The organism is Rhodanobacter sp. MP1X3, assembly GCF_014207165.1.
Taxonomy (GTDB): domain Bacteria; phylum Pseudomonadota; class Gammaproteobacteria; order Xanthomonadales; family Rhodanobacteraceae; genus Rhodanobacter.
Genome location: NZ_JACHCO010000001.1, coordinates 700,224 through 724,435 on the forward strand (window position 1 = coordinate 700,224; position 24,212 = coordinate 724,435).

Consider the following 24,212-nt stretch of genomic DNA (forward strand, 5'->3'; position numbering starts at 1 on the left):
ATGCTCAGTAGACTCTGGCTTGGTTTTTTTCTGGTTGCCGCGGTAGCCGCGCTGTCGCGCTGGTTGATCGGCGGTGATGAGACTGTCTTTGCCGCGGTGGTCGGCTCGCTGTTCGACATGGCCGAGCTGTCGGTGAAGGTGATGTTGCTGCTGTTCGGTACGCTGGCGCTGTGGCTGGGCTTTCTCAATATCGCGGAGGAAGCGGGACTGGTCGATCGCATGGCGCGAGTGTTGGGGCCGCTATTTTCGCGGCTAATGCCCGGTGTTCCGCGCGGCCATCCGGCAATCGGCTTGATCACGCTCAACTTCGCTGCCAACGCGCTTGGGCTGGACAACGCGGCTACACCGATCGGCCTGCGCGCGATACGCGAGCTGCAAACGATCAATCCATCGGCCGATACCGCCAGCAACGCACAGATTCTGTTTCTCGTGCTCAATGCTTCGTCGTTGACGCTGCTGCCGGTGACGGTGTTCGTCTATCGTGCGCAGGCCGGAGCACATGATCCGACCCTGGTTTTTCTGCCGATTCTGCTGGCACATTTCGCGGCCAACCTCACCGGCCTGCTGTCGGTGGCGTACATGCAACGCCTGCGGCTGTGGGATCCGGTGGTGATCGCCTGGCTGGGTGGTGGTGCGCTGTTGCTCGGGGGCTTTATCGCATTGCTGACGTCGCTGACGGCAGTAGCTCTCGCCTCGCTGTCGTCGCTGCTGGGCAACCTGATGCTGTTCGGCGTGATCATTGTGTTTCTCTGTGTGGGGGCGTGGCGGCGCGTGCCGCTGTTCGAGAGTTTCATCAATGGCGCGAAACAGGGTTTCGACGTTGCCAAGGATCTGCTGCCGTACCTCATTGCGATGCTTTCAGCGGTGGGCGTGCTACGCGCTTCGGGTGCGCTTGATTTCGCGTTGAACGGTATCCGCTGGCTGGTGCTGCACGCAGGTTTGGATGATCGCTTTGTCGACGCCTTGCCGACCGCACTCGTCAAACCGTTCTCCGGCAGCGCGGCGCGCGCGATGCTGATCGAGACCATGCATCACTCGGGCGTGGACAGCTTCCCCGCGCTGCTTGCTGCAGTCATCCAGGGGAGCACCGAGACGACGTTCTACGTGGTCGCTGTGTACTTCGGGGCGGTCGGCATCAAGCGCGTGCGTCACACGATTGGCTGCGCCCTGCTGGCCGATCTTGCCGGCGTGTTGGCGTCAATCGGCGTGTGCTACTGGTTCTTCGGATCAATAAAATGATGCGAACACACGGATTTCAGAGAGCGTCCCAGCCATGTGCGTAATCGCGCTCGCGTGGACCGCACATCCACGTTGGCGGCTGGTGCTGGCCGGCAACCGTGATGAATTTCATGCGCGACCCAGTGCTGCGCTGGCGCACTGGCCCGACTCGACGATCACGGCGGGCCGTGATCTGGAAGCCGGCGGAACATGGTTGGGGGTTACTGCCAATGGTCGTTGCAGCGTGGTCACCAACGTGCGCAACCCACGCGACCCGCAGCTTGGCCTGTCACGCGGATGGCTGGTAACAGACTATCTGACGGGTAATGACGACGCGGCTACGCATGCATTGCAGTTGCGGTCGAAAGCCGCCGATTATCGGCCGTTCAATTTGCTCACCTTCGATTCGACGCAGGCGTTTCATGTCGGCAACCGACCAAGCCCGCAATCGCAGGTGCTGACGTCCGGCGTGCACGGCCTGTCAAATGCCGAACTCGATACGCCGTGGCCGAAGACGCAACGTTTGTGTGAGCGGCTGCAACAGTGGATCGATGCAAGTAGCTCCCATCACCAAGCCAATGATTTTTCCGCGCTGTTCGCTGCACTTGCCGAGGAGCAGGCTGCGCCCGATTCAGAGCTGCCCGATACTGGCGTGGGACTGGAGCGCGAGCGCTGGCTGTCGTCAGCGTTTATTCGCGGCGATTCTTATGGCACCCGCGCCAGCACCGTGGTCGCGATCGCGGACGATGGCCTCGGTGTGATTGTCGAGCGGCGTTTCGGGCCGAACGGGCACCTTGAGGGTGAAACTGCGCTATCGATTGCCGGCCAGCAGCAAGGTGGCAACGCGCAGAAGTAGTACGTGCGTTCGAGCAACAGCTTCGCGCCTACGCGAGTTGTTGGCATGTTCGCCTTTCAGCGTCATGACTCGCTCGCTAGTCTGCTGGCATCAATCACGGACGGATGAAATCGATGTGCAAGGAATGGTTGCTGCCTGTCATTTTTATCGCTGGCCTGGTCAGCTGCCCGGTGTGGTCACAGGATTGTCCGGTGTGGTCATCCACGCAGGCGCGAGCGGAGATGATCGCGTTGCATGATCGGCTGGACGGCTGGAATCATGCTTATCGCACGGGTGGTCAGTCGCCCGTGGACGATGCGGTTTACGATCAGGCATCGAAGCGTTTTTTACGATGGCGCAACTGCTTTCCAGAGCAGGCGCCGCCGTTGTTCGCGCATCTCGCCGATGCCACCGGCAACGTGCGTTCACCGGTAGCGCAGACGGGACTGGCCAAGTTGTCCGATGGTCCGGCGCTGGCCGCCTGGATGCAGGTGCGTGAAAACAAGGATCTATGGGTGCAGCCCAAGGCCGATGGCGTTGCTGTCACGCTTCTATATATAGACGGCCAATTGAGCGAAGCCACCAGCCGTGGCGATGGCCTGCATGGCTCGGACTGGACGGTCAAAGCGCAGGGTATCGATGCGATTCCCAAGCATCTGCCGCATGCGCCAACACGCGTGGTGCTGCAAGGTGAAATCTACTGGCGCGTGCCCGGCCACGTTCAGGCCAGCGATGGCGGCATCAGCGCGCGTTCGGCTGTGGCTGGTGCAATGGCACGCGATACGCTCGATGTCGTCACGGCGGCGCACATCGGCTTGTTTGTGTGGGACTGGCCGAGCGGCCCTGCCGATATGCCGGCACGACTGGCCGGCCTGCAGGCGATGGGCCTGGCCGATAGCGTGACGTATATCCACACAGTCAGTTCAATCGACGATGTGCAGCGCTGGCGTGAACAGTGGTATCGCCACGCGATGCCCTTCGCCGCCGATGGCACCGTGGTTCGCCAGGGTCACCGGCCACCCGCATCGACGTGGCAGCCGGCACCGCCGGCTTGGGCGGTCGCCTGGAAATATCCGGCTGCGCAGGCGCTGGCCGAAGTGCGTGCGGTGACCTTTACCGTGGGCCGCAGCGGTCGCATCACGCCGGTATTGGAGCTGGAACCGGTGGAGCTGGACGATCACCGTGTGCAGCGGGTCAGCGTCGGCTCGGTGGCACGCTGGAAAGCACTCGATATCCGCCCCGGCGATCAGGTTGAGATCGCGCTGGCCGGCCTGACCATTCCGCGATTGCAGTCGGTGGTATGGCGGACTCAGTTGCGCGCTGAGGTCGCCGTACCCGATCAGCAGACGCACGATCCGCTGAGCTGCTGGCACGTCGCGACCGGCTGCGGAGATCAGTTTCGCGCGCGGCTGGTATGGCTTGGTGGCAAGCAGGGACTCAAGCTGAATGGGATGGGTGCAGATACGTGGCAGGCATTGATCGACGCTGGACTGATTCATGATCTGCTCGACTGGATGAACCTGACATCGGCGCAACTCGCCAGGGTGCCGAACCTGGGTCAGGCACGTGCCGCCGCTCTGGCACAAACATTTGCGGATGCGCGCAACCGTCCCTTCTCCGATTGGTTGCATGCGCTCGGCATGCCACCGACAGGTGACATGCCGCTACCGGACTGGACAACACTGAGCACGCGTAGCGGGAGTGACTGGCAGGCGGTTGGCGCAGGTCAAGCGAAGTCAGAGCGTCTGGCGACTTTTTTCGCGCATCCTGATTTGCGCGCGCAGGCAGAGCGATTGCATGCGATCAATGTGCAGGGCTTCTGACTCAGCGAAAATCCCCAGAGGCTGCGCGGGGGGTTAGCTCTTGAGTTCACCATCGAGGTAATACCAGCGGCCATTTTCACGTACGAAACGACTCGTCTCATGCTGCCGTTGCGCACGTCCACCGCCGAGGCGATAACGGGCGACGAATTCCACGCTGGCGTGGCTTTCGTCTTCGCTGTGCTGCTGGCGAATTTCCAATCCCAGCCAGGTCGGCGACGGTTGTTGTGCAGCCAGGTTCAATGAAGCTGGACGCGAGTCGGCGTGCCAGCTGGCCAACAGAAAGTCCTCGCGCTTGAGCACGTACGCGCTGTAACGCGCGCGCATCAGCTGCTCGGCGCTTGAGGCAGCGGCGCCTTCGTGCACCCGGCTACAGCACGGCTTGTATCCTTGCTGGTTGCCGCAGGGACAAATGGTTGTCGTGGCGGTCGATTTCATCGGGTCTTTGTACGCGTTTTGACAAGATTTCAGTAGATGTATCTTCAGCTGCTGGCACGCCGCCACACGCGGCAGCGGTTATTGGCTGGCATGGCGACGTCGTCGATCAACGCGAAGCCGGCGCGGTTGGCCAAGGCATCCACCGCTTCGGCGTCACGTATTGCCATATGTGATCCGCGGGTTTGCAGCGACTGATCGAAGGCGACGTTGCTGTCGCTGCTGTGGCGACTGTCATACTTGAACGGGCCGTAGATGATCAACATGGCGCCGGTACCTGTAACGTCCGGAAGCCGTGCGAACAGCTGTTCCACTTCGGGCCACGCCATGATGTGCAGTGTGTTGGCGCTGAACACCGCGTCGAACGTGGCTGTTGGCCATGGACCGGAAACATCCAGTGGCAGCGGAGGTGGCGTGTTCGGCAGCGCGACTTCGTCCAACCATGCGCGAATGCCGGGCAGATTTTCGTCGCGATCCGAAGCCTGCCAGATCAGCTGCGGCAGCTGGCTGGCGAAATGCACCGCGTGCTGACCGGTGCCGCTGCCGATTTCCAGCACGCGCCGTCGATCGACGAAGTATTCGCGCAGCACAGCAAGGATCGGATCGCGGTTGCGCTCGCACGCGGCAGAACGCGGCTTGCTCATGCCGTCAATCAAGAACAACAGTCGCCGCGACGGCTGCGACAGGCGCTGCCGCCAGGGGGCAGAGGCTCAGACGGGATGACCGCGCAGCACGCGCGCCGGAAGCATCAGCATGGCGGCAAGCAGGGCGAACACGGCACCGACGGTGATGCCGACGAGCCGGAACGGCAGGGCGATCAACCATACGATGGGATAGAGCACCAGCGCGAGCAGCGCCAGCGGCCAGCAAACAACCAACAGCAACAGCCAGAGCACGAACCCGACCATGTCACGCCCTCCGCGTAATTAGTGGACAAACTTTAGCGCAGAGCGGGGAGCTTGCGTAGATGACTCTCGGCACCCCGCTGGCCGGATAGCGGATGTTCCCCGGGTACTCAGGCGCTGCACTGGATGCGGATGGCCAGAGCGACGGCATCGCCATGAAGCGTCACACGGCCATTTGGGATGCCGGGGAGCCACGCATCACCGGCCTGCAGTATGCCGTCGGATGTATCGATGTCACCGCGCGCGGCGTAGACAAGCACGATATCGGGATCGAGTCGATGAGTGCCCGATTCGTCTAGCGCGACGACTTCGCCGCGTGCTTTTGCCCGTCGTACCATCAGGTTGAAATCACGCGTCGGGCCATCGGCGAGTTCCACGGCGACCTTGGCTTCACCGGTGAACGCGAACGGCTTGAACGGCGTTTGCAGCGCATGTGCGCGTTCATCGTCCAGTGTCATCGTGAAGCCGGCGCCGTCGAGCAATACGATATGGCGATCGATCCCGGGAAACGACGAGAACGGCGCGGCGCTGTTCACTTCAGCCACGCTGACGCGCCATAGAAAAGTATCGGCATTGGATCCGGACGGCTGGACGGCTATTTCACGCGTGATGCCCATGCCGTTTTTCCATGGTACGGACGGGCAGTCGCCGACGCGGATGATCGAGGAACTCATATCGATAGCCTCACGTGGTCCGCTCGATCACACGCTGGAACGGCGGCAACGCCCGCAGCATGCCGGCGCCATAGCGCTTCAGCACCACGCGACGATCCAGCAGCACGATGCGACCGTGGTCGGTTTCATTGCGGATCAGGCGGCCGCAGTATTGGGTGAGCAGACGTGTCGCTTCGGGTACGCTGACTTCGAGGAAAGGGTTGCGGCCGCGTGATTCCAGCCACTCGGCGTAAGTGGCGCCGACCGGATCGGTAGGCACGGCAAACGGCAGCTGGGTGATCACCACCGTCTCGCACAGCTTGCCGGGCAGGTCCAGACCCTCGCCGAACGAGGCCAGGCCGAACAGCGTGCTGCCTTTTCCGGCCTCGATATCGGCGCAGTGTTCGGCGACCAACTGCGATTTGCCCAGCGAACCCTGTGCACGCACTTTGCGCACGTGGGCGATCGGCAGCTTCTGCAGTACGCGGTCGAGTTTGGCGCGCGAGGTGAACAGCACGAGGTTGCCGGCATCCCAGTCGAGGTTGTCGGCCAGCCACTCGCTGATTTCCTCGGCGTGCGCCTCGCGGGCTTCGGGCAGCGTGCGCATCGCCGGAATTTCCAGTCGCGCCTGGCTGGCCAGGTCGAACGGCGAGGGCAGGCTCAGGCAGACCGCGTCGTCGGGCAAGCCAACCGAATCGGCAAAGCCGCGGAAGTTGCCGCCGGCGCTGAGCGTGGCGGAGGTCATGACCACGCCGCTGGCGTTACCCCACAGTACGTTGCCCAGCATGCCGCCAGCCGAAACGGCGGAGGCATGGCAGACCAGTTGCTGGTCGCCGGTGAGCGTGACCCAGCGTGCCATCGGCGGGGTATCGTCGACATCGCTGGCGGCCCAGGCGCGCCAGCAGCGGGCCTGTTTTTCCAACCGCTCGAGCGCAATGCCGAGTTCGCGTGACAGTGCCTCCTGCGTGGGGCCACCATCGGTCATCTCGACCACGGCACGACGCACCGCATTCAACCAGCGCTGGATCTCGCTGGTGTAGACGCTGAGCACGCCCGCATGTTCCACCCAGGGTTCCGGCAGCTGACCGAGCGATCCGCGGTACATCGGCTCGGCTTCGGCCGGATCGGGTAGCCAGCCGAGGCGGATTTCACGTTCGAGTTCTTCCAGCGTATGGCTGAGTTCCTGTAGCTTCTCGTCGCCCTTGTCGAGGCTGAGCTTGCCGATCGACTCCTTGTCGGTGAGCGAGTACGCCGCGTGCACCTGCCGGCCGAGCCGGCTCAGCTGGCGCGCGCTGAGGTTCATGTAGACCTCGGCGGTGCCGCGGTCGATCGCCTTGGCCGGTACGTGGTGGCCTTCGTCAAAGATGTACAGCGTTTCGTCCGGCCGGGGCAGGATGATGCCGCCCCAGCCCTCGTCCTCGCCCGGCATGGTGAGGTCGGCCAGCACGAGGTCCTGGTTGGCGACGATGATCTCGGCGTCGTCTACCGCGCGGCGCGCGGCAAAAAACGGGCAAACCATGAAATGCGCGCACTTACGGCTAGTGCAGCCACCGGCGCTGGTGGTCACCATTGGGCGTAGCAGGTCGCTTATCGGCTCGGGCGCCGTGTCCATGTCGCCATCCCATTCGCGGTGGTCGAACGCGGCGCTGAGCTTGACCAGCGCCTGCTTGTCGCGCAGCGCCGGCGGCTTGACCCAGATCGCCAGGTCGGCATCCATGCCGGCCAGACCCATCTGGGCGGAATCGTTGAGGCTGTTGGCGGCCATCGCCAGATTGCGAGGGCAGAGATAGCGGCCGCGGCCCTTGGCCAGCGCGACCTTGGCCTCGATGCCGTTGAGGCGCAGATACAGCGGAATATCCCGTTGCACCAGCTGCTCCTGCAAGGCCACGGTGGCGGTAGCGATCAGCAGGCGCTTTTTCTGGAAGCGCGCCACTTCCACGCCGGCGATCAGGTAAGCCATCGATTTGCCGGTGCCGGTCGGCGCCTCGATCACCGCCACGCCGCCGTGTCGGCCCAGGGCCTTGGCTACCTCGGCAATCATCTTTCCCTGCGACGAACGCGCGCGAAAGCCCGGCAGACCATCCTTCAATCGTGCATAGGAAGCGCGGATGGCATCTTTCGTGCTGTCAGCGAGCATGGGGAGTCGGTAAGCCTGTGACGCGGGTGAGGCGTGCGAATGGTGGTGATACGGGGAAACAAGCCTGCGATGTTGATGGGCCAACGCCACGCTGTGAGCGCCCTATCGCGTGCCCGGGCTGCGCAAGATACTTCGTGTGTGACGCGGTCCGACAGTTTATCGGTATTGCCAGCTGAGCCCTATATGGGTGAGCTGGCGACCGCGCCACGGCCAACTTTATCGTTCACTTCGAAAGGGTATGCTAACCAGATGGTGAGTGTTGGCGGCCAGCGCGGGTTTGGGGGGGAGTCCATCAATGAATGATGTGGACGCAAAGCCGGCCAGCGACGCCATGCACCTGATCTGGCTAACCCGGTTGATAGCGGCCAATACGCCCGAAGAAGTGGCCAAGGTGATCGTAGGCGTCGTTCTGGATCGCCCGAGCTGCAAGGCCGCCTCGGTGCTGTGGTCGCTTGACGAACCGGGAAAGCATCGCAGCGTTCCGCCCGTGGCTATCGACGCCGACGACTGGACGTGGCTTTACGCCGTGGCCACGTCCGGCACACCGCAGTGGAGCCGGCAAGGCGACCGCGTCGCCTTGTGTCTGTGCGAGAAGCCCGAGCCGGCATTGCTGGTGGTGACGGTGCATCCGGGCCATGAAAGATCCGGTGTTCCCGATGACCTGAAAGCTCCGATCGTGCTAGCCGGTCAGTACTTGCGCCGGGCGCTGGAGTGGTCGGAGCTGCAATATTCGCATCAGCAGCTGGAGCGTTCCGAAACGCTGCAGCGCGCGCTGTTTGCAATCTCCGATCTGGCTGGCTCCGATCGCGACATGCCCGACATGCTGCGCGGCATCCATGCCATTGTCAGCACGCTGATGTATGCAGAAAATTTCTACATCGTGCAGCTTTATCGCGAGCGCAACACGATCAGGTTTTTGTACTTCGTCGACGTCGAAGATCCGGCGTCTCCCGGTGATGGTCAGGACATGCCATTGCAGGAGATTGCACACTCGCTGACCTGGTACGTCATCAATGATGGCAAGGCACGCATGGGTACCGCCGAGCAACTGCTCGCGCAGGTTTCCGGTCCGGTGATTCAGATCGGTCCGGATAGCCACGACTGGCTGGGCGTGCCGATGTTGCGCGATGGTCAGCCTGGCGGCGCACTGGTGGTGCAGAGCTACCAGCCAGGCATCAGTTTCACGCGGGAAGATCTGAATCTGCTGGAGTTCGTCGGCAGTCACATCCTCACCGCTCTGGAGCGCAAGCAGACCAAGGAAGATCTGGAGCGCCGCGTGCAGTTACGCACGCTGCAGCTGGCCGACGCCAACCGAGTACTGCAGCTGGAAGTGTTGGAGCGGCAGCGTGCCGAACATTTGCAGACGGCATTGTTCCGTATCGCGCAACTGGCCACGGCCGACATTGATCAGGATGAGTTCTACCGACGCGTGCACTCAGTGGTCGGCGAGTTGCTGAATGCGGAAAATTTCTTTATTGGGCTACTCTCGGACGATCGTCTGAAACTCACGTTTCCCTATATGGTCGATGCCTTCAAACTGCCGCCGACCAGTCGTGCCTTGGGTCGTGGCCTCAGCGAATATGTGCTGCACAGTGGTATTGCGTTGCGCGCCGACAACGCGGACATCGAGCAGATGGAGGTGCTGGGCGAAATCGCGCCTGGGCGTACCGGTTCGCCGGCACTGTGCTGGCTGGGCGTGCCATTGATCGTCGGCGACGAGGTCATCGGTCTGGTCACCGTGCAAAGCTATCTTGAGGAATCCGCCTACGGCCAGGCAGATCAGGAGTTGCTCACCTTCGTTGCCACGCAGATCGCCAACAGCCTCACACGTCGTCGCTCGGCCGAATCGCTGCGCCGCGCTTATGAGCAACTCGAACATCGTGTTGAAGAGCGTACCCAGGCGCTACGCAAGGAGATCATCGAGCGCGAGCGCATCCAGGATCAGCTCAAGCATCAGGTGATGCACGACTCGCTCACCGGACTGCCCAACCGCGGCTATCTGCGTGATCGCATCGATCGCGTACTCCACATCATCAGGCACGATCCGCAACGCCGCCTTGCACTGCTGTATCTCGACGTCGACCGCTTCAAGATCATCAACGACAGCCTCGGCCATCTGGCCGGTGACGAGGTGCTGAAAGAAGTGTCGGCGCGGCTGGCCAGCTGCGTGCGGCCTCCCGATCTGGTGGCGCGCCTGGCGGGCGACGAGTTTGCGATCCTGCTGGAGAACGTCGAGGACGTGTCGGTAGCGACGGCGGTGGCGCAACGCGTACTCGATGCACTCGGCGCGCCGATGCCGATTGCCGGCAAGGAACTGCAGCCGACGGCCAGCGTGGGCATTGCCATTGGCGATGCTCACTACCACGACGCCGACGAGGTACTGCGGGATGCCGATATCGCGCTGTATCGCGCCAAGGATCTGGGCCGCAAGCGCTTCGAACTGTTCGACGAGACGTTGGCGAAAAACGTGGTCGACGTGCTGGCGATGGAGGTCGATCTTCGTCACGCAATGCAGCACGAACAGTTCGAGCCGTACTTTCAGCCGATCTGCCGGCTCGATGGTGGTCAGGTGGTGGGATACGAGGCACTCATCCGCTGGAATCATCCGCAGCGGGGGTTGCTGCGGCCGGCGGACTTTCTCAAGATTGCCGAGGACAGCGGGCTGATCGAAGAGATCGACTGGCGCATGTTTGGTCTGAGCTGCGGCCTGCTTGCCAGTCACGGTTCGGACGATACGTTCATGACGTTCAACGTGTCTGCGCTGCACCTGCGCCGTGGGGATTTCGATACGCGTCTGATCCAGTTGCTGGACAAGACCGGCTTGCCACCCTCGCGACTGGTCGCCGAAGTCACCGAAGGTGCGCTGCTCGATAATCCCGAACTCGTGCGCGGTACACTCGACCGGCTGCGCAGCATCGGTGTGGGTGCGGCGCTGGATGATTTCGGCACGGGCTACTCATCGCTCAGCTATCTGCATTCACTGCCACTGCGCATATTGAAGATCGATCGCGCGTTTGTGCTGGAGCTGGACAAGGACGGCAACACCAACAGCACCACGGTGGTGGCGGCGATTCTTGCGCTGGCACGCGCACTCAACATCAAGGTGATCGCCGAAGGCATCGAAACCGAAGCCCAGCGTGACGCGCTGCTGGCGATGGGCTGCGAGATGGGTCAGGGCTATCTGCTCGGTCGCCCCGCACCGATCCGGCAATGGCTGGAGCCCCACACGGTGACCAGTTAAACCCGGGTTGCTGTGTATCAAACGAGCGAAAAGCTCAGGCCGGATTGGCGATCTGCCGCAGCGCCTGTTCGAACGCCTCCGGTGGCTGACCACCTGAAATCAGATGGCGGTCGTTGATGATGGTGGCTGGCACCGACTGGATGCCGTGCTGCAGATAAAACTGTTCCTGCGCGCGCACGTCGTCCGCGTAGGTATCGCCATTCAGAATGCGCTCTGCCTCTGCGGTATCGAGGCCTACTTCTTCGGCTAGCCGCAGCAGCACGGCATGATCGCTCACGTCGTTGCCGTCGGTGAAATACGCGCGCAGCAGCACTTGCTTCAGCGGCACATGCTTGCGCTCGAGTTCGGCCCAATGCAGCAGGCGATGTGCATCAAAGGTGTTGTAGACGCGGCTGTTACGGTCCATCCGGAAAGTGACGCCTAGCGGCTCGCCGCGGGCGCGGATGTTTTCGCGATTCGCATCAATCTGTTCGGCCGTGCTGCCGTACTTGCGCATCAGATGCTCGGTGGAGTTCTCGCCTTCGCGCGGCATCTGTGGGTTCAGTTCGAACGGCTGGAAATGAATCTCGGCAGCCACCTCACCGCCGAGATTCGCCAGCGCCTGCCGCAGCGACGCCAGCCCGATGGCGCACCAGGGACATGACACGTCGGACACGAAATCGATCTTGATCGGAACGGGTTTCACGGGGGCCGGCTTCGGGGCAACGGTATTGGCTTGGTCGGTCATGGGATCACCTTGGGCTAACGCGCGTATCGCAGTGGGCAATACTGGCGGGAAACCATCATATGCGGTCACCCGCAGCGGCAATCAATTCTCGCCTTTGGTGATCAATAATTTCAGCTAGCGGTGATGCTCAGTGCTACCGCTTCCGCTACTTTGATGCCATCCACCGCCGCGGACAGGATGCCGCCGGCATAGCCGGCGCCCTCGCCGGCGGGATAGAGACCGGCGGTGTTGAGGCTCTGGAAGCTGTCGTCGCGTTTGATCCGCACCGGCGACGAGGTGCGCGTCTCCACGCCGGTAAGTACGGCATCGTGCAGGGCGAAACCCTTGATCTGCCGATCGAACGCGGGCAGCGCCTCACGGATCGCCTCGATCGCGTAGGCGGGTAGTGCGCTGTCCAGACTGCCCAGCGTGACGCCCGGCTTGAACGATGGCTCGACCTCACCAAACTCGCGCGATGCTCGAGCGGCGATAAAGTCGCCGACCAGCTGGCCCGGCGCGTTGTAGTTTTCGCCGCCAAGCGTATACGCGTGACTTTCCAGCGCGCGCTGCAGCGCGATGCCGGCCAGTGGGTTCGGAGTGCTTTTATCGGACGCGGTATCGAACGGAGCAAAGTCGACCGGATCGATGCCGACCACGATTGCTGCGTTGGCGTTGCGCTCGTTGCGCGAATACTGGCTCATGCCATTGGTGACGACGCGGCCCGGCTCGGACATTGCCGCGACCACGGTGCCACCGGGACACATGCAGAAGCTGTAAACGGAACGGCCTTTGCCTGCGTGATTTCCTGTGGCGTGATGCACCAGCTTGTAATCGGCTGCGCCGAGAATCGGATGGCCCGCCTGCGCGCCGAAGCGCGCGCGGTCGATGATCGATTGCGGATGTTCGACGCGAAAGCCGATCGAGAAAGGTTTGGCCTCCAGGTACACGTCACGCGCATGCAGCATCTCGAAGGTATCGCGCGCGCTGTGACCGATCGCCAGCACCACGTGATCGGCGAGAATCTGTTCGCCACCATGCAGTGTCACGCCACGCACGTGGCGCTTGCCTTTGGCATCGGTGTCGATCAGCAGATCATCGACACGGCTGCTGAAGCGGATCTCGCCACCGAGCGATTCGATCGTGGCGCGCATATTCTCCACCATCGTCACCAGCCGGAAGGTGCCGATGTGCGGCTTGCTGACATAGAGAATTTCTTCCGGCGCGCCGGCCTTGACGAACTCGGTGAGTACCTTGCGGCCGTGGTGTTGCGGGTCACGGATCTGGCTCCACAGCTTGCCATCGGAAAACGTGCCCGCGCCGCCTTCGCCGAACTGCACGTTGGATTCCGGATGCAGATTGCGTTTGCGCCAGAGGTCCCAGGTGTCCTTGGTGCGCTCGCGCACGGCCTTGCCTCGATCGAGGATGATCGGGCGAAAGCCCATCTGCGCCAGGATCAGGCCGGCGAATAGCCCGCACGGCCCGGTACCGATCACGATTGGCCGCAGCGGCAGGTTGGCCGGGGCATGGGCAACAAAGCGATAGCTGGTGTCCGGTGTCGGGCCGATGTTCTTGTCGTCGGCAAAGCGCTGCAGCAGTTCGTCTTCGTGCGGCGTATCGATATCAAGCGCATAGATCAGCAGGATCGCCCCACGCTTGCGCGCGTCGTAACTGCGCTTGGCCACGGTGAAGCTCAGTGGCTCCTTCGCACACAGCTTCAAGCGTGCGCGGATCGCCTTGGGCAACGCTTCCTCGGCGTGGTCCAGCGGCAGTTTGAGGTCGGTGATTCGCAGCATGACGGGTGGGGGTAGTTGATCGACGCGGCGGCTTGGCTCGGTCGGCTATTGTCGATGCGATTGTGTGAGTGGACAAGGCGTGGCGTTACAGGTGATGCGATGCCAACGCGACAGCTGCGGCGCTGGGCCTGATGTCCTGCAGACGCTCGAGCAGTGCGGCGGGGCAAATTCTGGCGTTCGTCAGAGTTCTGAAAGGCACTGACGACGGCACGCTGCCGTCGTCATGTCTGATGTCAGGCTTAGCCGATGAAGTCCGGCTTGCCCAGCTCGGAACCCGCCTCGCGCAGGATGTTGTAAGCCGTCGTGCAGTGGAAAAACAGGTTCGGAATGACGAACTGCAGCAGGTAGGCCTGACCTTCGAAAGTCATTTCTCCCGTGCGCGTCTTGAGGATGATCGTGCGGGACTCGCTGCCGTCGATCTGCTCGGGTTTGAAGGTTTTGATATACTCGATGGCGCGCTGGATGCGCGAGCTGGTCTGTTCAAACGTGGTCTCGTTGTCCTCAAACGACATCGGTTCGACCTCGGCCAGGCGCGCTACACCTCGCGTGGCCATGTCGCAGGCGATCTGCACCTGCTTGATCAGCGGAAGCATGTCGGGGATCAGTCGCGTCTGCAGCAGGGTTTCATCCGTGACGTTTTTCTTGGCGGCATGCTCCGCGCCCTTCTTCAGCACGTGGGCAAGGTTTTCCAGCGCGCGGACGGCAACGGGAACGGCGGTCTGATACATCGAGAGTGTCATGGGGATGGTTCCGTGGAGTCGTGAGGAAGCGGTTCGGGCGAAAAGTGCTTGAACGGGATGACGGGCGCGATATCGTCACTGGCTACCGGCGCGATGATTCTGTTTCTGCGGGTAATGTTGGCGGCGATGACCGCCGAAACCAGCAACAGCACCGCGCTGAGAATAAATGCGGCGCCGGGCAGGTGTACCGGCGCGTGATCGCTGATGAACAGCGCGAAGATATTGGCGAACAGTGCCGGACCAAAGATGCCGGCGAGGCTGGCAAGGCTGGTCAGGGCGCCTTGCAGACGGCCCTGTTCGTGCGGATCGACCTGCTGGGTCATCATCGCCTGTGCTGGCGGTCCGGCCAGGCCACCCAGGCACAGGAACGGAATGCCGGCCAGGAAAATCCAGGCCACCGGCGCCAATCCAAAAAACAGGTAGCCGACGATACACAGCAGCAGTCCGCCAATGATCAACTGGCGCTCGCCAAAGGTAGGCATCAACCGTCGCACCAACACGGCCTGCACCAGACCGCTGCACAGGCCAACCAGAGCCAGCGTGTAGCCGACGGCCTGAGGTCCCCAGCCGTAGCGGTAGTCGGTGTACAGCACATACGTCGAGTTGAGCGAGAACTGCGCCAGGTTGATCAGGAAAAATACGGCGGCCAGTCCGAACACCTGCGGGTAACGGCGCAGCAGCACCAGCGCACCCAGCGGATTGGCATGGCGCCAGTCGAAACGCGCACTGCGCTTTTCCGTCGGCAGCGATTCGGGTAGCACGAAAAGGCCGTAGGCGAAGTTGATCAGCGAGAGGACACCGGCGATCCAGAACGGCAGCCGGATGGACAGATGGCCGAGAAAGCCACCCAACGCCGGCCCGATGATGAAGCCGATGCCAAACGCTGCCCCCAGCGTGCCGAATGCCGCCGCGCGCTTTTCCTTCGGCGTGATATCGGCGATATACGCGTTCGCGGTCGAAAAGCTGGCCGCGCACACACCGGAAATCGCGCGGCCGACAAACAGCAGCCAGAGCGACGGCGCCAGCGCCATCAACACGAAATCGATACCCAGCCCGAAGCTCGAAATCAGGATGACGGTGCGCCGTCCGTAGCGATCCGACAGCGCCCCCTGCACCGGTGAAAACACAAACTGCATCAGCATGAACAATGCGCCGAACGCACCCGACCATACAGCCGCCTCGGCGATGCTGCCGCCGATCAGCTGCACGATCAGATGCGGTAGTACAGGAATGATGATACCGAATGCCAACATGTCGACCATCACGGTGACGAAGATGAAGGTCAGCGCAGCACGACGGCGGGGCGATTCGGAGGTCGGGGACTGATCCATGGGCTGCGGCGAGGCGGGAAGACGTGCACGATAACCGAACACCACCGCACATACGTACGTTCGCACGCGTATGTCGCCTCGTGCCTGCTCACCAGCCCGCCAATCAATAGAGAGCTAGACGGCGGCTTCGACCCACGCGGCAACGGCGACAGGCTGTTCGAGATGCAGATGATGACCGCCATCGAGATGGCTCACCACCATGTTCGCTACGCAGTCGACACGCGCCTGCATTGGCGCCGTGGGTAGATACGTGGTGGCGGGTTTGGCCAGCAACAGCGCGGCAGGTGCTTCAATGCCGCGAAGTATGGTGTGGATCTGCGATTCGGCTTGCCGCACGGCGCTTTTATGGGTCAATCGCGGATCGCTGCGCCATTGCCAGCCGCCGTGGGTTTCGATCAGGGCGCGCGTCACGATTGGCCGCGCCAGATCGGCAGCCAGTCTACTGACGGTGACGCGTGCATTCACCGCCTGCTCGATATCGCGGAAAACGCGCAGCGGCTTGGTGCTGTCAGCACGTGAGACAAATGCTTCGCGAAAACGCTTCAGCGTTTGCGAACCGTCATCGCCAAGCGGGCCAAGACCTTCGATCAATCGCAGGCGTTCGATTCGTTGCGGTGCTGCCGCCGCCACCAGCGCCGCGATGCCGGCACCCATCGAATGGCCGAGCAGGGTGTAGCGATCGAGCTGAAGTGCATCGGCTGTTTCGAGCACGACGCGCACATAGTCGAGGTAGTGATACTGGGCGCCCGGTGCCAGATGATCGGAATGGCCGTGACCCGGAAGGTCCAGCGCAATCACGTGAAACCGCTGGGCCAAAAGCGGCGCCAGCAAGGCGAAGCTGCCGGCGTTGTCCAGCCAGCCGTGCAGGGCCAGCAGTGGTGGCGCGGCATCATCACCCCAGACTTGCGCCGCGAGCGCGAGGTGCGGCAGTGCGATGCGGCGCTCAGTCGGCGCGGTCATGCTGAATCCTTGCGCGTCGGTCGGCGTCGATCGCGTGCTGTTCCGCGGCGGCAGGATCGTAGTCGATGGCGAATTCCGGCCAACCCTGGGTGTGCCGCAGTATCAGGGCGGCGAGGCTGCTGACCTGTTCGGCGCTGTTGTTGAGCGCGGGGATATAGCGCAATGTCTGGCCACCAGCCTCGATAAAGAAATCGCGATTCTGCATCGCGATTTCCTCCAGCGTTTCCAGGCAGTCCACCGAAAATCCGGGGCAGGCAACGTCGAGACTTTTCACGCCTTCGGCCGCGAGCTTGCGGACCATTTGGTCGGTGTACGGGTGCAGCCAGCGCTCGCGGCCTACGCGCGACTGAAAACTCATAACCAGCTTGTCTTCGGTCAGGCCCAGTCGCTCGCGTAGCAGCCGTGCGGTGGCGTGGCATTGGCAGTAGTACGGATCGCCGGCGTGCAGGTAACGTTCGGGGATGCCATGAAACGACAGCAGTAACTTGTCGCCGCGGCCGTTGGCTTGCCACCACGCTTCGATGCTGGTCGCCAGCGCCTCGATGTGTGCTGGATCGTCGTGGTAATCGTTGATGATGCGCAGCTCGGGCGGCCAGCGCAGCTTCTTGTAGGTGTCCATCACGGCATCGATCACCGAGCCGGACGAAGTCGCCGAATACTGCGGGTACATCGGCAGCACCAGTAACTTGCGCACGCCTTCGCGCTGCAGCCGTTCGATAGTGCGCGCGACCGAGGGCTCGCCGTAACGCATGGCCAGTGCCACGCGAATCGGACCATTCGGACGCTGCCGGACCAGCTCGGTCTGCAGCCCGGCGGCGAGTGCCTCGCTGCCGACGCGCAGCGGCGAGCCCTGGTCCGTCCACACCTTGGCGTACGCATGCGCCGAACGTGACGGCCGCAGCCGCAGGATCACGCCGTGCAGGATCAGCCACCACAACCAGCGTGGTGATTCGATGACCCGAGGATCGCTGAGAAACTCCGCCAGATACGGCCGCACCGCCTTGGCCGTAGGCGCTGTCGGCGTACCCAGATTCACCAGCAGCACGCCAGCCTGAACGGGCGGCATGGGCTGCTGGTCGGAATGACCGGCAACGCCGGTATAGTTGTTGTAGGGCATGGCGGCGTCGCGGTTGAAGCAAGCGCATGAGTCTGCCACAAGCCTTGCGCGCCGCGGCGCGCTGCGTCATTACCTATTGATCCCCAACCCCAAGTGGAGCTCTCCATGTTCAAGACACCACTGCATCGCCTGCTGCTGATCGGCGTGGCCCTGTTGCTGCCTGCCATGGCCGTGCATGCCGAGGACCCACCGCTGGTGCGCGCCAAGAATGCCGTGCGCGTGCTCAGCGAAATCATGGAGGCACCGGACAAGTCGATTCCGCAGGATCTGCTGCGCGACGCCAAGGCGATTGCGGTCATCCCCGATGTGCTGAAGGTCGGCTTCGTTTTCGGCGGTCGTCGCGGTGAGGGGCTGATCTCGGTGAAATCGCCTGACGGCACTTGGTCCAACCCCAGTTTTGTCACTGTCACCGGTGGCAGCATCGGCTTTCAGGCCGGCGTCTCTTCAACGGACGTGGTGCTGGTATTCCGCACCCAGCGCGGCGTGGATTCCATCGTCAATGGCAAGTTCACCGTCGGCGCGGATGCCGCCGCTGCCGCTGGACCGGTGGGGCGGACGGCAACGGCTTCCACCGACGCGCAGATGAAGGCTGAAATCTACTCCTACTCCCGTTCGCGCGGCTTGTTTGCCGGCGTAGCCATCGATGGTGCCGCGCTGCGGATTGATTACGATGCCAACGAGGCAATATATGGTGCGGGTATTACGCCGCGCCGCATCTTCGAAGGTGGCGTCAGCAACGTGCCGGGGCCGGTGGTGGATTTCCGCGATCGCCTTGAGGAGTACACTTCCCGCTAGATGCTGGGCCTAAGCCAGCGCCCGGCAGTCAGTCGGTCCACTCGGAATTGTTTCAGAGGTCATCATGGGTTTAGACAGTATGTGGCACTGGATCATTCTGCTGGTGGTCGTGCTGCTGGTATTCGGTACCAAGAAGATTCGCAACCTTGGTCCTGATCTTGGCGCCGCGATTCGCGACTTCAAGAAAAGCGTGAGCGGCGATGACGAGGCCAAGCAGAAGGAAGCCGAGGCCAAGCGTCAGGAGGCCGAGCATCTGCGGGCTGACCCGCCGGTGGATACCACTCGCGCCAACACCACGCAGAGTCAACGCGACTCCAGCGAAACCAAGTAAGCGCGCGGCGGGCGGGGCGCTGCAATGATCGAGCTCAGTCTCGGCAAAATGATGTTGCTCGCGCTGATCGCGTTGATCGTGCTGGGGCCGGAAAAACTGCCTGGCGCTGCGCGTACTGCAGGCGCGCTTCTGCGTCGTGTGCGCAGCGGCTGGGACAATGTAAAAGCCGAAGTCGAACGCGAGCTGGAGATCGAAGAGATCAAGCGCAGCGCGCGCGAAGCTGTGGCCAGCGCCGAAGCGGCGCAGCAACACGTCAAGGACACCTTGAAGGAGGCCCACGATCCGTTCGCTGAGGCCGCCGCGATGATAAAGCTACAGCCGCCGGCTTCACCGAATCCCGTGCCGATGCCAGAAAGCCTCCCGGCGGAAAGTCTGCCATCGGAGAGTGGGCCGCACCAAGCCCATCTTTCCCAGGACTCTATCGCCGCCGATCAAACGCTGGAAGGCGTGCAAGCGGAGCTTCCTTTAAATGAGTCACCGGGCAAACCGGCGCACGACAAGAGAATGCCGCATGGCAACGCCTGAGTCCGATGCGCCCGAAACGGAAGATGGTTTGCAGGGACTCTTCTCGCATCTGCTGGAGCTGCGCACGCGCCTGATGTGGGCAGTTGGCACGGTGCTGCTGGTGCTGGTCGCTCTGGTGCCGTTCGCGAACCGGCTGTATGCGGAGCTGGCCAAGCCACTGGTTGCGCGGCTGCCGCAGGGCGCGCATCTGATTGCCACCGAGGTCACCAGCCCGTTTATCACGCCGTTGAAATTGGCCTTCTATGCGGCTCTTTTCATCAGCATGCCGATGGTGCTTTATCAGCTGTGGGCGTTCGTCAGCCCGGGTTTGTACAAGCACGAAAAGCGGCTGGCGCGGCCGCTGCTTGCGGCGGCGCTGGTGTTGTTCTACATGGGCGGTGCGTTTGCCTATTTTCTGGTGCTGCCGGCGGCGTTCCGTTTTCTCACTGCGGTGACGCCGCAGGGCGTGGAAATGATGACCGACATCACCCACTACCTCGATTTCGTGATGCTGATGTTCTTCGCCTTCGGCTTGTGTTTCGAGGTGCCGGTGGCGGTGGTGATCGTTGCCGCGATCGGCCTCGTCGACCTGGCCAAGCTGCGCAGCGCGCGGCGCTATGCCATCTGTGGCGCCTTTGCGATTGCCGCCTTGATCACGCCGCCTGACATCACCTCGATGCTGATGCTCGGCATCCCGATGTGCCTGCTGTACGAGCTTGGCATCCTGGCTGTGCGCTGGCTGGTGAAACCGGGATCGCTGCGGCGCGATTTGACCGAATAGCCGGCGTCAGTCGCCCGGATTCCGGTACTGATTGATCGGTACGGATCGATCAGTACAGATCGATCGGGTCGACATCCAGCGACCAACGCACCGGCCGCGCCTGCGGCAAGGCCGTGATGGCTATTCGCCAAGGACGAAGCAGGCCATGAAGCGCGCTGCGGCTGGCTGCCTCCATGAGCAGCTGACCGCGATGGCGGCCGGCGCGCAGCGGCATCGGTGCGGGCATCGGACCGGCGATCTGCAACTCGGTGCTGTCGGGTAGCGCAGCACGCGCGGCAGCGAGAAACGCATAGACCAGCTCGCGTGTGAGGGCATCGGCGCGCAGCAGCACCTGATGACTGTAGGGCGGAAGTTGGATCTGGCGGCGCTCAGCCAGCAGTTCGCGCGCGGCGACGGCGTAACCATGTGCCAGCAGACCGCGCAGCAGCGGATGTTCGGGCTGGTGGGTCTGCAGCAGCACGCGGCCGGGTTTGCGCGCCCGTCCGGCGCGCCCGGCGACCTGCACCACGAGCTGGGCCAGCCGTTCACCGGCGCGGAAATCCACGCTGTGCAGGCCTTCGTCCACGCCGACGATCGCGACCAGGGTAAGGTTGGGCAGGTCATGCCCCTTGGCCAGCATCTGGGTACCTACCAGGATCGCCGGTTGGTCATCCTGCAATGTGGCCAGCAGTTCCTCGAAAGCATCGCGACGGCGGGTGGTTTCGCGATCCACGCGCAACACCGGTATCTGCGGAAATTGCGCGACCAGCGCTTCTTCCAGACGTTCGGTGCCTTGCCCTTGCGGCTTCAGATCACCGGCAGCGCAGACGGGGCAGGCCACGGGTACGCGCTGTCGAAAATCGCAGTGATGACAGAGCAGCTGGCGGCGACCAGCGTGCAGTGTGAGCGGTCGGTCGCAGCGCGGGCAGTCGGCGTGCCAGCCGCAGCTGTGGCAGAGCAGCATCGGCGCATAGCCGCGGCGGTTGCGAAAGACCAGAACCTGCTCGCCACGCGCCACAGTTTCCGCCACGGCGGCCAGCAGCGCGGGCGAGAGTCCGTGTTCCAGGCGCTGTGCGCGCATATCGATGATCTGCACCTGTGGCGGGCGGATCGCGCCTGGACGCGCGCGCAGATGCAGAGTTTGATAACGGCCGGCCTCGGCATTGGCCAGCGATTCCAGTGACGGCGTACCCGAGCCGAGCAGCACCGGCACGTTCAACGCCCGTGCCCGTACCACAGCCAGATCACGCGCATGGTAGCGAAAGCCTTCCTGCTGCTTGTATGCGCTGTCGTGCTCTTCGTCGACGATGATGATGCCGGCCTCGGGCAGCGGCGTGAACATGGCCGAACGTGTACCCAGGATCACCCGCGCGCTGCCGGCACGTGCGCGCAGCCAGGCGCGCGCACGATCGCCTTCGGACAGGTTGGAATGCAGCACTTCGACGATCACGCCCAGCCGCTCGCGCAGGCGGCGCACGGTCTGCGGCGCGAGGCCGATTTCCGGCACCAGCAGCAGCGCCTGCTTGCCTTGCGCCAGCACCTGTTCGATCAGCGCTAGATAGACCTCGGTCTTGCCGCTGCCGGTGACGCCGTCAAGCAGAAAGGGTTGATATTCACCGAGATGCGCGGCGACCGCGGCCACGGCCTGCTGCTGTTCGTCGTTCAACTGCGGTGGCAGCGAGGCAGGTAGAGCGTGGTTAAGTGATGGGCGTTCGCTACGTTCGATCAGTCCGGCGCTGGCCAATCGCCGGCTCGCATCGCGCCAGCCGGGCAGACGTTCGGTCAGCTCCTGCGCGCTCAGCGCACCCTCGACCAGCAGGGCCAGAAGCTGCTTGCTACCGCCGCGACGGCTGCCGGCATCGTGTGCACTCTGACCGGCCTGGCTCAGCGACCAGTATTCGTCGCCAATGGTGGGTAGCGACCGCGGTTCGCGCAAGGCCAGCGGCAAGGCATTGGCATACGCCTCGCCGGGTGCACCCAGCCAGTAGTCGGCGGCCCAGGCCAGCGTCTGCATCAGTTCGGCACCCAGCAGTGGGGCGTCATCGAGCAGGCGGATCACCGGCTTCAGTCGACTGCTGCCGACAGCCGCCTCCGCGTTGGCGTCGACTACCACCCCAACCAGTTTGCCGCGGCCAAACGGTACCCATACACGGCTGCCAGCCTGCGCTGACCCCTCCGTTGGCGGCAGGTAGTCGAACAGGGTCGGCAAAGGTACGGGCAGGGCGATGCGTAGAACGGCAGGCATGGATTCCTCGTGGTTATCCAGTGTAGTCGGGATGCTTTCGGAACCACGAAACGATGGCTGTCTAGTCAGGTAAAAACCTTTCCATTGAGCTTGCGTGCACGAGCTGCCCGACTATCGAGAAATCCGGGCTAAGTGACTCTGGTTGGTGAGGTTTTATGCTTATCCACAAGAGCTGTGGATAAGTCTGTGGATGCAAAGGGGAGCGCAGCCTTCTAGGCGCGCCGTGGCGCCCTTCGGGACAACTTGACCAAGTTTTCATCAAGGAAAAAATATGTTTTTAATCAATTGCTTGCAAACACGCGTCATCAACTGTTCACGCAATTGACAAAGAGCTTTCATGTTGCTTGACAGCCCGGTGACGCTGTGCAAAACCCCATTCCAAGAGCTGCTGAGTGGCTTGGCGTAACAGGTTAAGTCGCCCCAAGCAGTTGTGCGCGGACTTCAATCTTCAATGCGCCAAACCCAGTACGAAGGCGACGATCAGGGCAAACAGCAGCAGCCAGCAGTAGCACCAGCCGATAAAAAGGTATTTCAGCACCGTCATCGGCCAGCCTTGTCGATAAACCCGCTTCTGCATGATCAGCAGATAGATCGGAATCCACCAGAACAGCAGGATTTCCACCCAATCGAGCGTTATCGCCATCCATGCGCCATGCGGCTTCAGCCAGGTGGACAACATGCCTGCCAGCAAGATCAGCAGCAGGCTGAGAAACAGGAACGCGTGGCTGTGCAGGGCAACGATCAAATGCTCCATGTAGAGCCGGCGGCGAAAGACATAGAACAGCGCAAGCATCGCCGCAAAGATCGGGATCAGCACGAACATCGTCTGCGGCAGTGTGCCAAAGACGCCATTGATCATGCGCTGCTTGGCTTCCTCACTCGATCTCGCATCGCCATGCTTGTACGTCCGCCAGTTGGCGAGGGCACGCGTCGCCCAGAGCGTCAGTCGCTCGTTGACCATGTCCGGCAACCATGCGATGTGGAATGGCTCCGACATGTGGCCGGAGTTATCCATGCCATCAGGGAAGGGCTCGTTGTCGTCGTCTTTTGAAGCTGCCACCGCCGGCGCAGCGATCGAAGCGGCGGACATGGGGGCCGCACCCAGATCAGTCAGTCGCTTGTTGGCGGCCTGACGCATCTTCTGTTCGCTGAGAGCCAATTCCGTGGCGGCGTACTTGGGCACGACCTCGTAGTTCCGAATCTTCTCCATGTTGTCGAGTTCGATACGCAGTTCCTCGCGTACCTCGGCCGGTGTGTCCGCATCCTTGAACAGGTCGTTTTTAAGATGGGTCTGCGGCTGGATGCTGGCGAGGCTGCGCGAAGCCATGTTGTCCAAGGCCAGGTGAAATACGAAGAAAGCCAGCACGCAGAGTACGAACATCAACCGGAACGGCGCGATGTAGCGCACGCGCCGGCCGCTGAAATATTCGAGGGTCAGAAAGCCAGGCTTGAGCAGTAGTGGCGGCAGCGTGTGCACGATGCGACCGTCGATGTGCAGCAGGGTTTCCACCGTTTCCTCGATCATGCCGTGCATCGGCTTGATCACACTGTGGATCGACTGGCCGCATTCGTGGCAGAACTCGCCCTGCATGGCCGTGCCGCAATTGGCGCAGTGCTGCCCTTCGTAGCTGTTGAGCTGCTTCATTGAATCCCCATCCGGTCCCATCCGGCGCAATGGCGATCTTT

The 24,212-nt window shown here is 62.5% G+C and carries 21 protein-coding genes; 8 read left to right on the forward strand and 13 right to left on the reverse strand.

Translation table 11 applies throughout. The annotated features are described in order from the left end of the window. The 3 genes from HDE79_RS02805 to ligB all read left to right on the forward strand — a co-directional run bounded on the left by HDE79_RS02805 (nucleotide 1) and on the right by ligB (nucleotide 3,876). Nucleotides 1-1,239: a spore maturation protein gene (locus tag HDE79_RS02805; RefSeq protein ID WP_184600393.1), complete on the forward strand. Its 1,239-nt coding sequence runs from the start codon at nucleotides 1-3 to the stop codon at nucleotides 1,237-1,239. 34 nt (nucleotides 1,240-1,273) lie between these two features. Next, nucleotides 1,274-2,074 carry an NRDE family protein gene (locus tag HDE79_RS02810; RefSeq protein WP_184600394.1) on the forward strand — a complete coding sequence of 267 codons (801 nt, stop codon included), beginning with the start codon at nucleotides 1,274-1,276 and terminating at the stop codon, nucleotides 2,072-2,074. A gap of 113 nt (nucleotides 2,075-2,187) precedes the next feature. Beyond that, complete coding sequence (ligB, locus tag HDE79_RS02815; protein ID WP_184600395.1) at nucleotides 2,188-3,876, forward strand: NAD-dependent DNA ligase LigB; 1,689 nt, start codon at nucleotides 2,188-2,190, stop codon at nucleotides 3,874-3,876. Between the two features lie 33 nt (nucleotides 3,877-3,909). Here the strand turns inward: ligB and HDE79_RS02820 are convergent, their stop codons facing one another. From HDE79_RS02820 to dinG, 5 genes are all read right to left on the reverse strand, one after another. Continuing rightward, nucleotides 3,910-4,311, reverse strand: a complete 402-nt coding sequence (locus HDE79_RS02820) for a YchJ family metal-binding protein (RefSeq protein ID WP_184600396.1) — start codon at nucleotides 4,309-4,311, stop codon at nucleotides 3,910-3,912. Between the two features lie 44 nt (nucleotides 4,312-4,355). Beyond that, nucleotides 4,356-4,952, reverse strand: coding sequence for a DUF938 domain-containing protein (locus HDE79_RS02825; RefSeq protein WP_184600397.1), 597 nt, complete (start codon nucleotides 4,950-4,952; stop codon nucleotides 4,356-4,358). Between the two features lie 66 nt (nucleotides 4,953-5,018). Further along, the gene (locus HDE79_RS02830) at nucleotides 5,019-5,216 is read right to left on the reverse strand and encodes a hypothetical protein (RefSeq protein WP_184600398.1); all 198 of its coding nucleotides are present in this window, start codon (nucleotides 5,214-5,216) and stop codon (nucleotides 5,019-5,021) included. Between the two features lie 107 nt (nucleotides 5,217-5,323). Further along, on the reverse strand, nucleotides 5,324-5,887 hold the full coding sequence (locus tag HDE79_RS02835) for a HutD family protein (protein ID WP_184600399.1): 564 nt from the start codon (nucleotides 5,885-5,887) through the stop codon (nucleotides 5,324-5,326). Between the two features lie 10 nt (nucleotides 5,888-5,897). Continuing rightward, on the reverse strand, nucleotides 5,898-8,003 hold the full coding sequence (dinG, locus tag HDE79_RS02840; protein WP_184600400.1) for an ATP-dependent DNA helicase DinG: 2,106 nt from the start codon (nucleotides 8,001-8,003) through the stop codon (nucleotides 5,898-5,900). A gap of 295 nt (nucleotides 8,004-8,298) precedes the next feature. Here dinG and HDE79_RS02845 point away from each other — a divergent pair, with 295 nt between their 5' ends. Beyond that, nucleotides 8,299-11,244 carry an EAL domain-containing protein gene (locus HDE79_RS02845; protein WP_184600401.1) on the forward strand — a complete coding sequence of 982 codons (2,946 nt, stop codon included), beginning with the start codon at nucleotides 8,299-8,301 and terminating at the stop codon, nucleotides 11,242-11,244. A 34-nt stretch (nucleotides 11,245-11,278) separates the two neighbouring features. Here HDE79_RS02845 and HDE79_RS02850 read toward each other — a convergent pair whose 3' ends face one another. The 6 genes from HDE79_RS02850 to hemH form a co-directional block, all read right to left on the reverse strand. Continuing rightward, a complete protein-coding gene (locus HDE79_RS02850) occupies nucleotides 11,279-11,971 on the reverse strand; it encodes a DsbA family oxidoreductase (protein ID WP_184600402.1) in 693 nt (230 codons plus the stop codon). Nucleotides 11,972-12,081: 110 nt separating this feature from the next. Beyond that, nucleotides 12,082-13,743 (reverse strand): NAD(P)/FAD-dependent oxidoreductase, encoded by a 1,662-nt coding sequence (locus HDE79_RS02855; RefSeq protein WP_184600403.1) that lies wholly within the window; start codon nucleotides 13,741-13,743, stop codon nucleotides 12,082-12,084. 239 nt (nucleotides 13,744-13,982) lie between these two features. Continuing rightward, nucleotides 13,983-14,483, reverse strand: a complete 501-nt coding sequence (locus tag HDE79_RS02860) for a DUF1993 domain-containing protein (RefSeq protein WP_184600404.1) — start codon at nucleotides 14,481-14,483, stop codon at nucleotides 13,983-13,985. Next, complete coding sequence (locus HDE79_RS02865) at nucleotides 14,480-15,814, reverse strand: TCR/Tet family MFS transporter (protein WP_184601077.1); 1,335 nt, start codon at nucleotides 15,812-15,814, stop codon at nucleotides 14,480-14,482. The genes HDE79_RS02860 and HDE79_RS02865 overlap by 4 nt, the downstream gene beginning before the upstream one ends. A 114-nt stretch (nucleotides 15,815-15,928) precedes the next feature. Further along, nucleotides 15,929-16,774, reverse strand: coding sequence for an alpha/beta hydrolase (locus HDE79_RS02870; protein WP_184600405.1), 846 nt, complete (start codon nucleotides 16,772-16,774; stop codon nucleotides 15,929-15,931). Continuing rightward, nucleotides 16,758-17,891 (reverse strand): ferrochelatase, encoded by a 1,134-nt coding sequence (gene hemH / locus HDE79_RS02875; protein ID WP_184600406.1) that lies wholly within the window; start codon nucleotides 17,889-17,891, stop codon nucleotides 16,758-16,760. The genes HDE79_RS02870 and hemH overlap by 17 nt, the downstream gene beginning before the upstream one ends. A 105-nt stretch (nucleotides 17,892-17,996) precedes the next feature. Between hemH and HDE79_RS02880 the strand changes: the two genes are divergently transcribed. The 4 genes from HDE79_RS02880 to tatC all read left to right on the forward strand — a co-directional run bounded on the left by HDE79_RS02880 (nucleotide 17,997) and on the right by tatC (nucleotide 20,302). Further along, entirely contained in the window at nucleotides 17,997-18,686 is a 690-nt protein-coding gene (locus HDE79_RS02880) for a lipid-binding SYLF domain-containing protein (RefSeq protein ID WP_184600407.1), read from the forward strand. A gap of 64 nt (nucleotides 18,687-18,750) precedes the next feature. Next, entirely contained in the window at nucleotides 18,751-19,017 is a 267-nt protein-coding gene (gene tatA / locus HDE79_RS02885) for a twin-arginine translocase TatA/TatE family subunit (protein ID WP_184600408.1), read from the forward strand. 24 nt (nucleotides 19,018-19,041) lie between these two features. Then, nucleotides 19,042-19,542 (forward strand): Sec-independent protein translocase protein TatB, encoded by a 501-nt coding sequence (tatB, locus tag HDE79_RS02890; RefSeq protein WP_184600409.1) that lies wholly within the window; start codon nucleotides 19,042-19,044, stop codon nucleotides 19,540-19,542. Then, nucleotides 19,529-20,302 carry a twin-arginine translocase subunit TatC gene (tatC, locus tag HDE79_RS02895; protein WP_184600410.1) on the forward strand — a complete coding sequence of 258 codons (774 nt, stop codon included), beginning with the start codon at nucleotides 19,529-19,531 and terminating at the stop codon, nucleotides 20,300-20,302. The genes tatB and tatC overlap by 14 nt, the downstream gene beginning before the upstream one ends. Before the next feature lie 49 nt (nucleotides 20,303-20,351). Here the strand turns inward: tatC and HDE79_RS02900 are convergent, their stop codons facing one another. Then, a complete protein-coding gene (locus HDE79_RS02900) occupies nucleotides 20,352-22,526 on the reverse strand; it encodes a primosomal protein N' (protein ID WP_184600411.1) in 2,175 nt (724 codons plus the stop codon). 448 nt (nucleotides 22,527-22,974) lie between these two features. Next, nucleotides 22,975-24,171, reverse strand: coding sequence for a DUF3667 domain-containing protein (locus HDE79_RS02905; RefSeq protein ID WP_184600412.1), 1,197 nt, complete (start codon nucleotides 24,169-24,171; stop codon nucleotides 22,975-22,977). Between the last annotated feature and the right edge of the window lie 41 nt (nucleotides 24,172-24,212).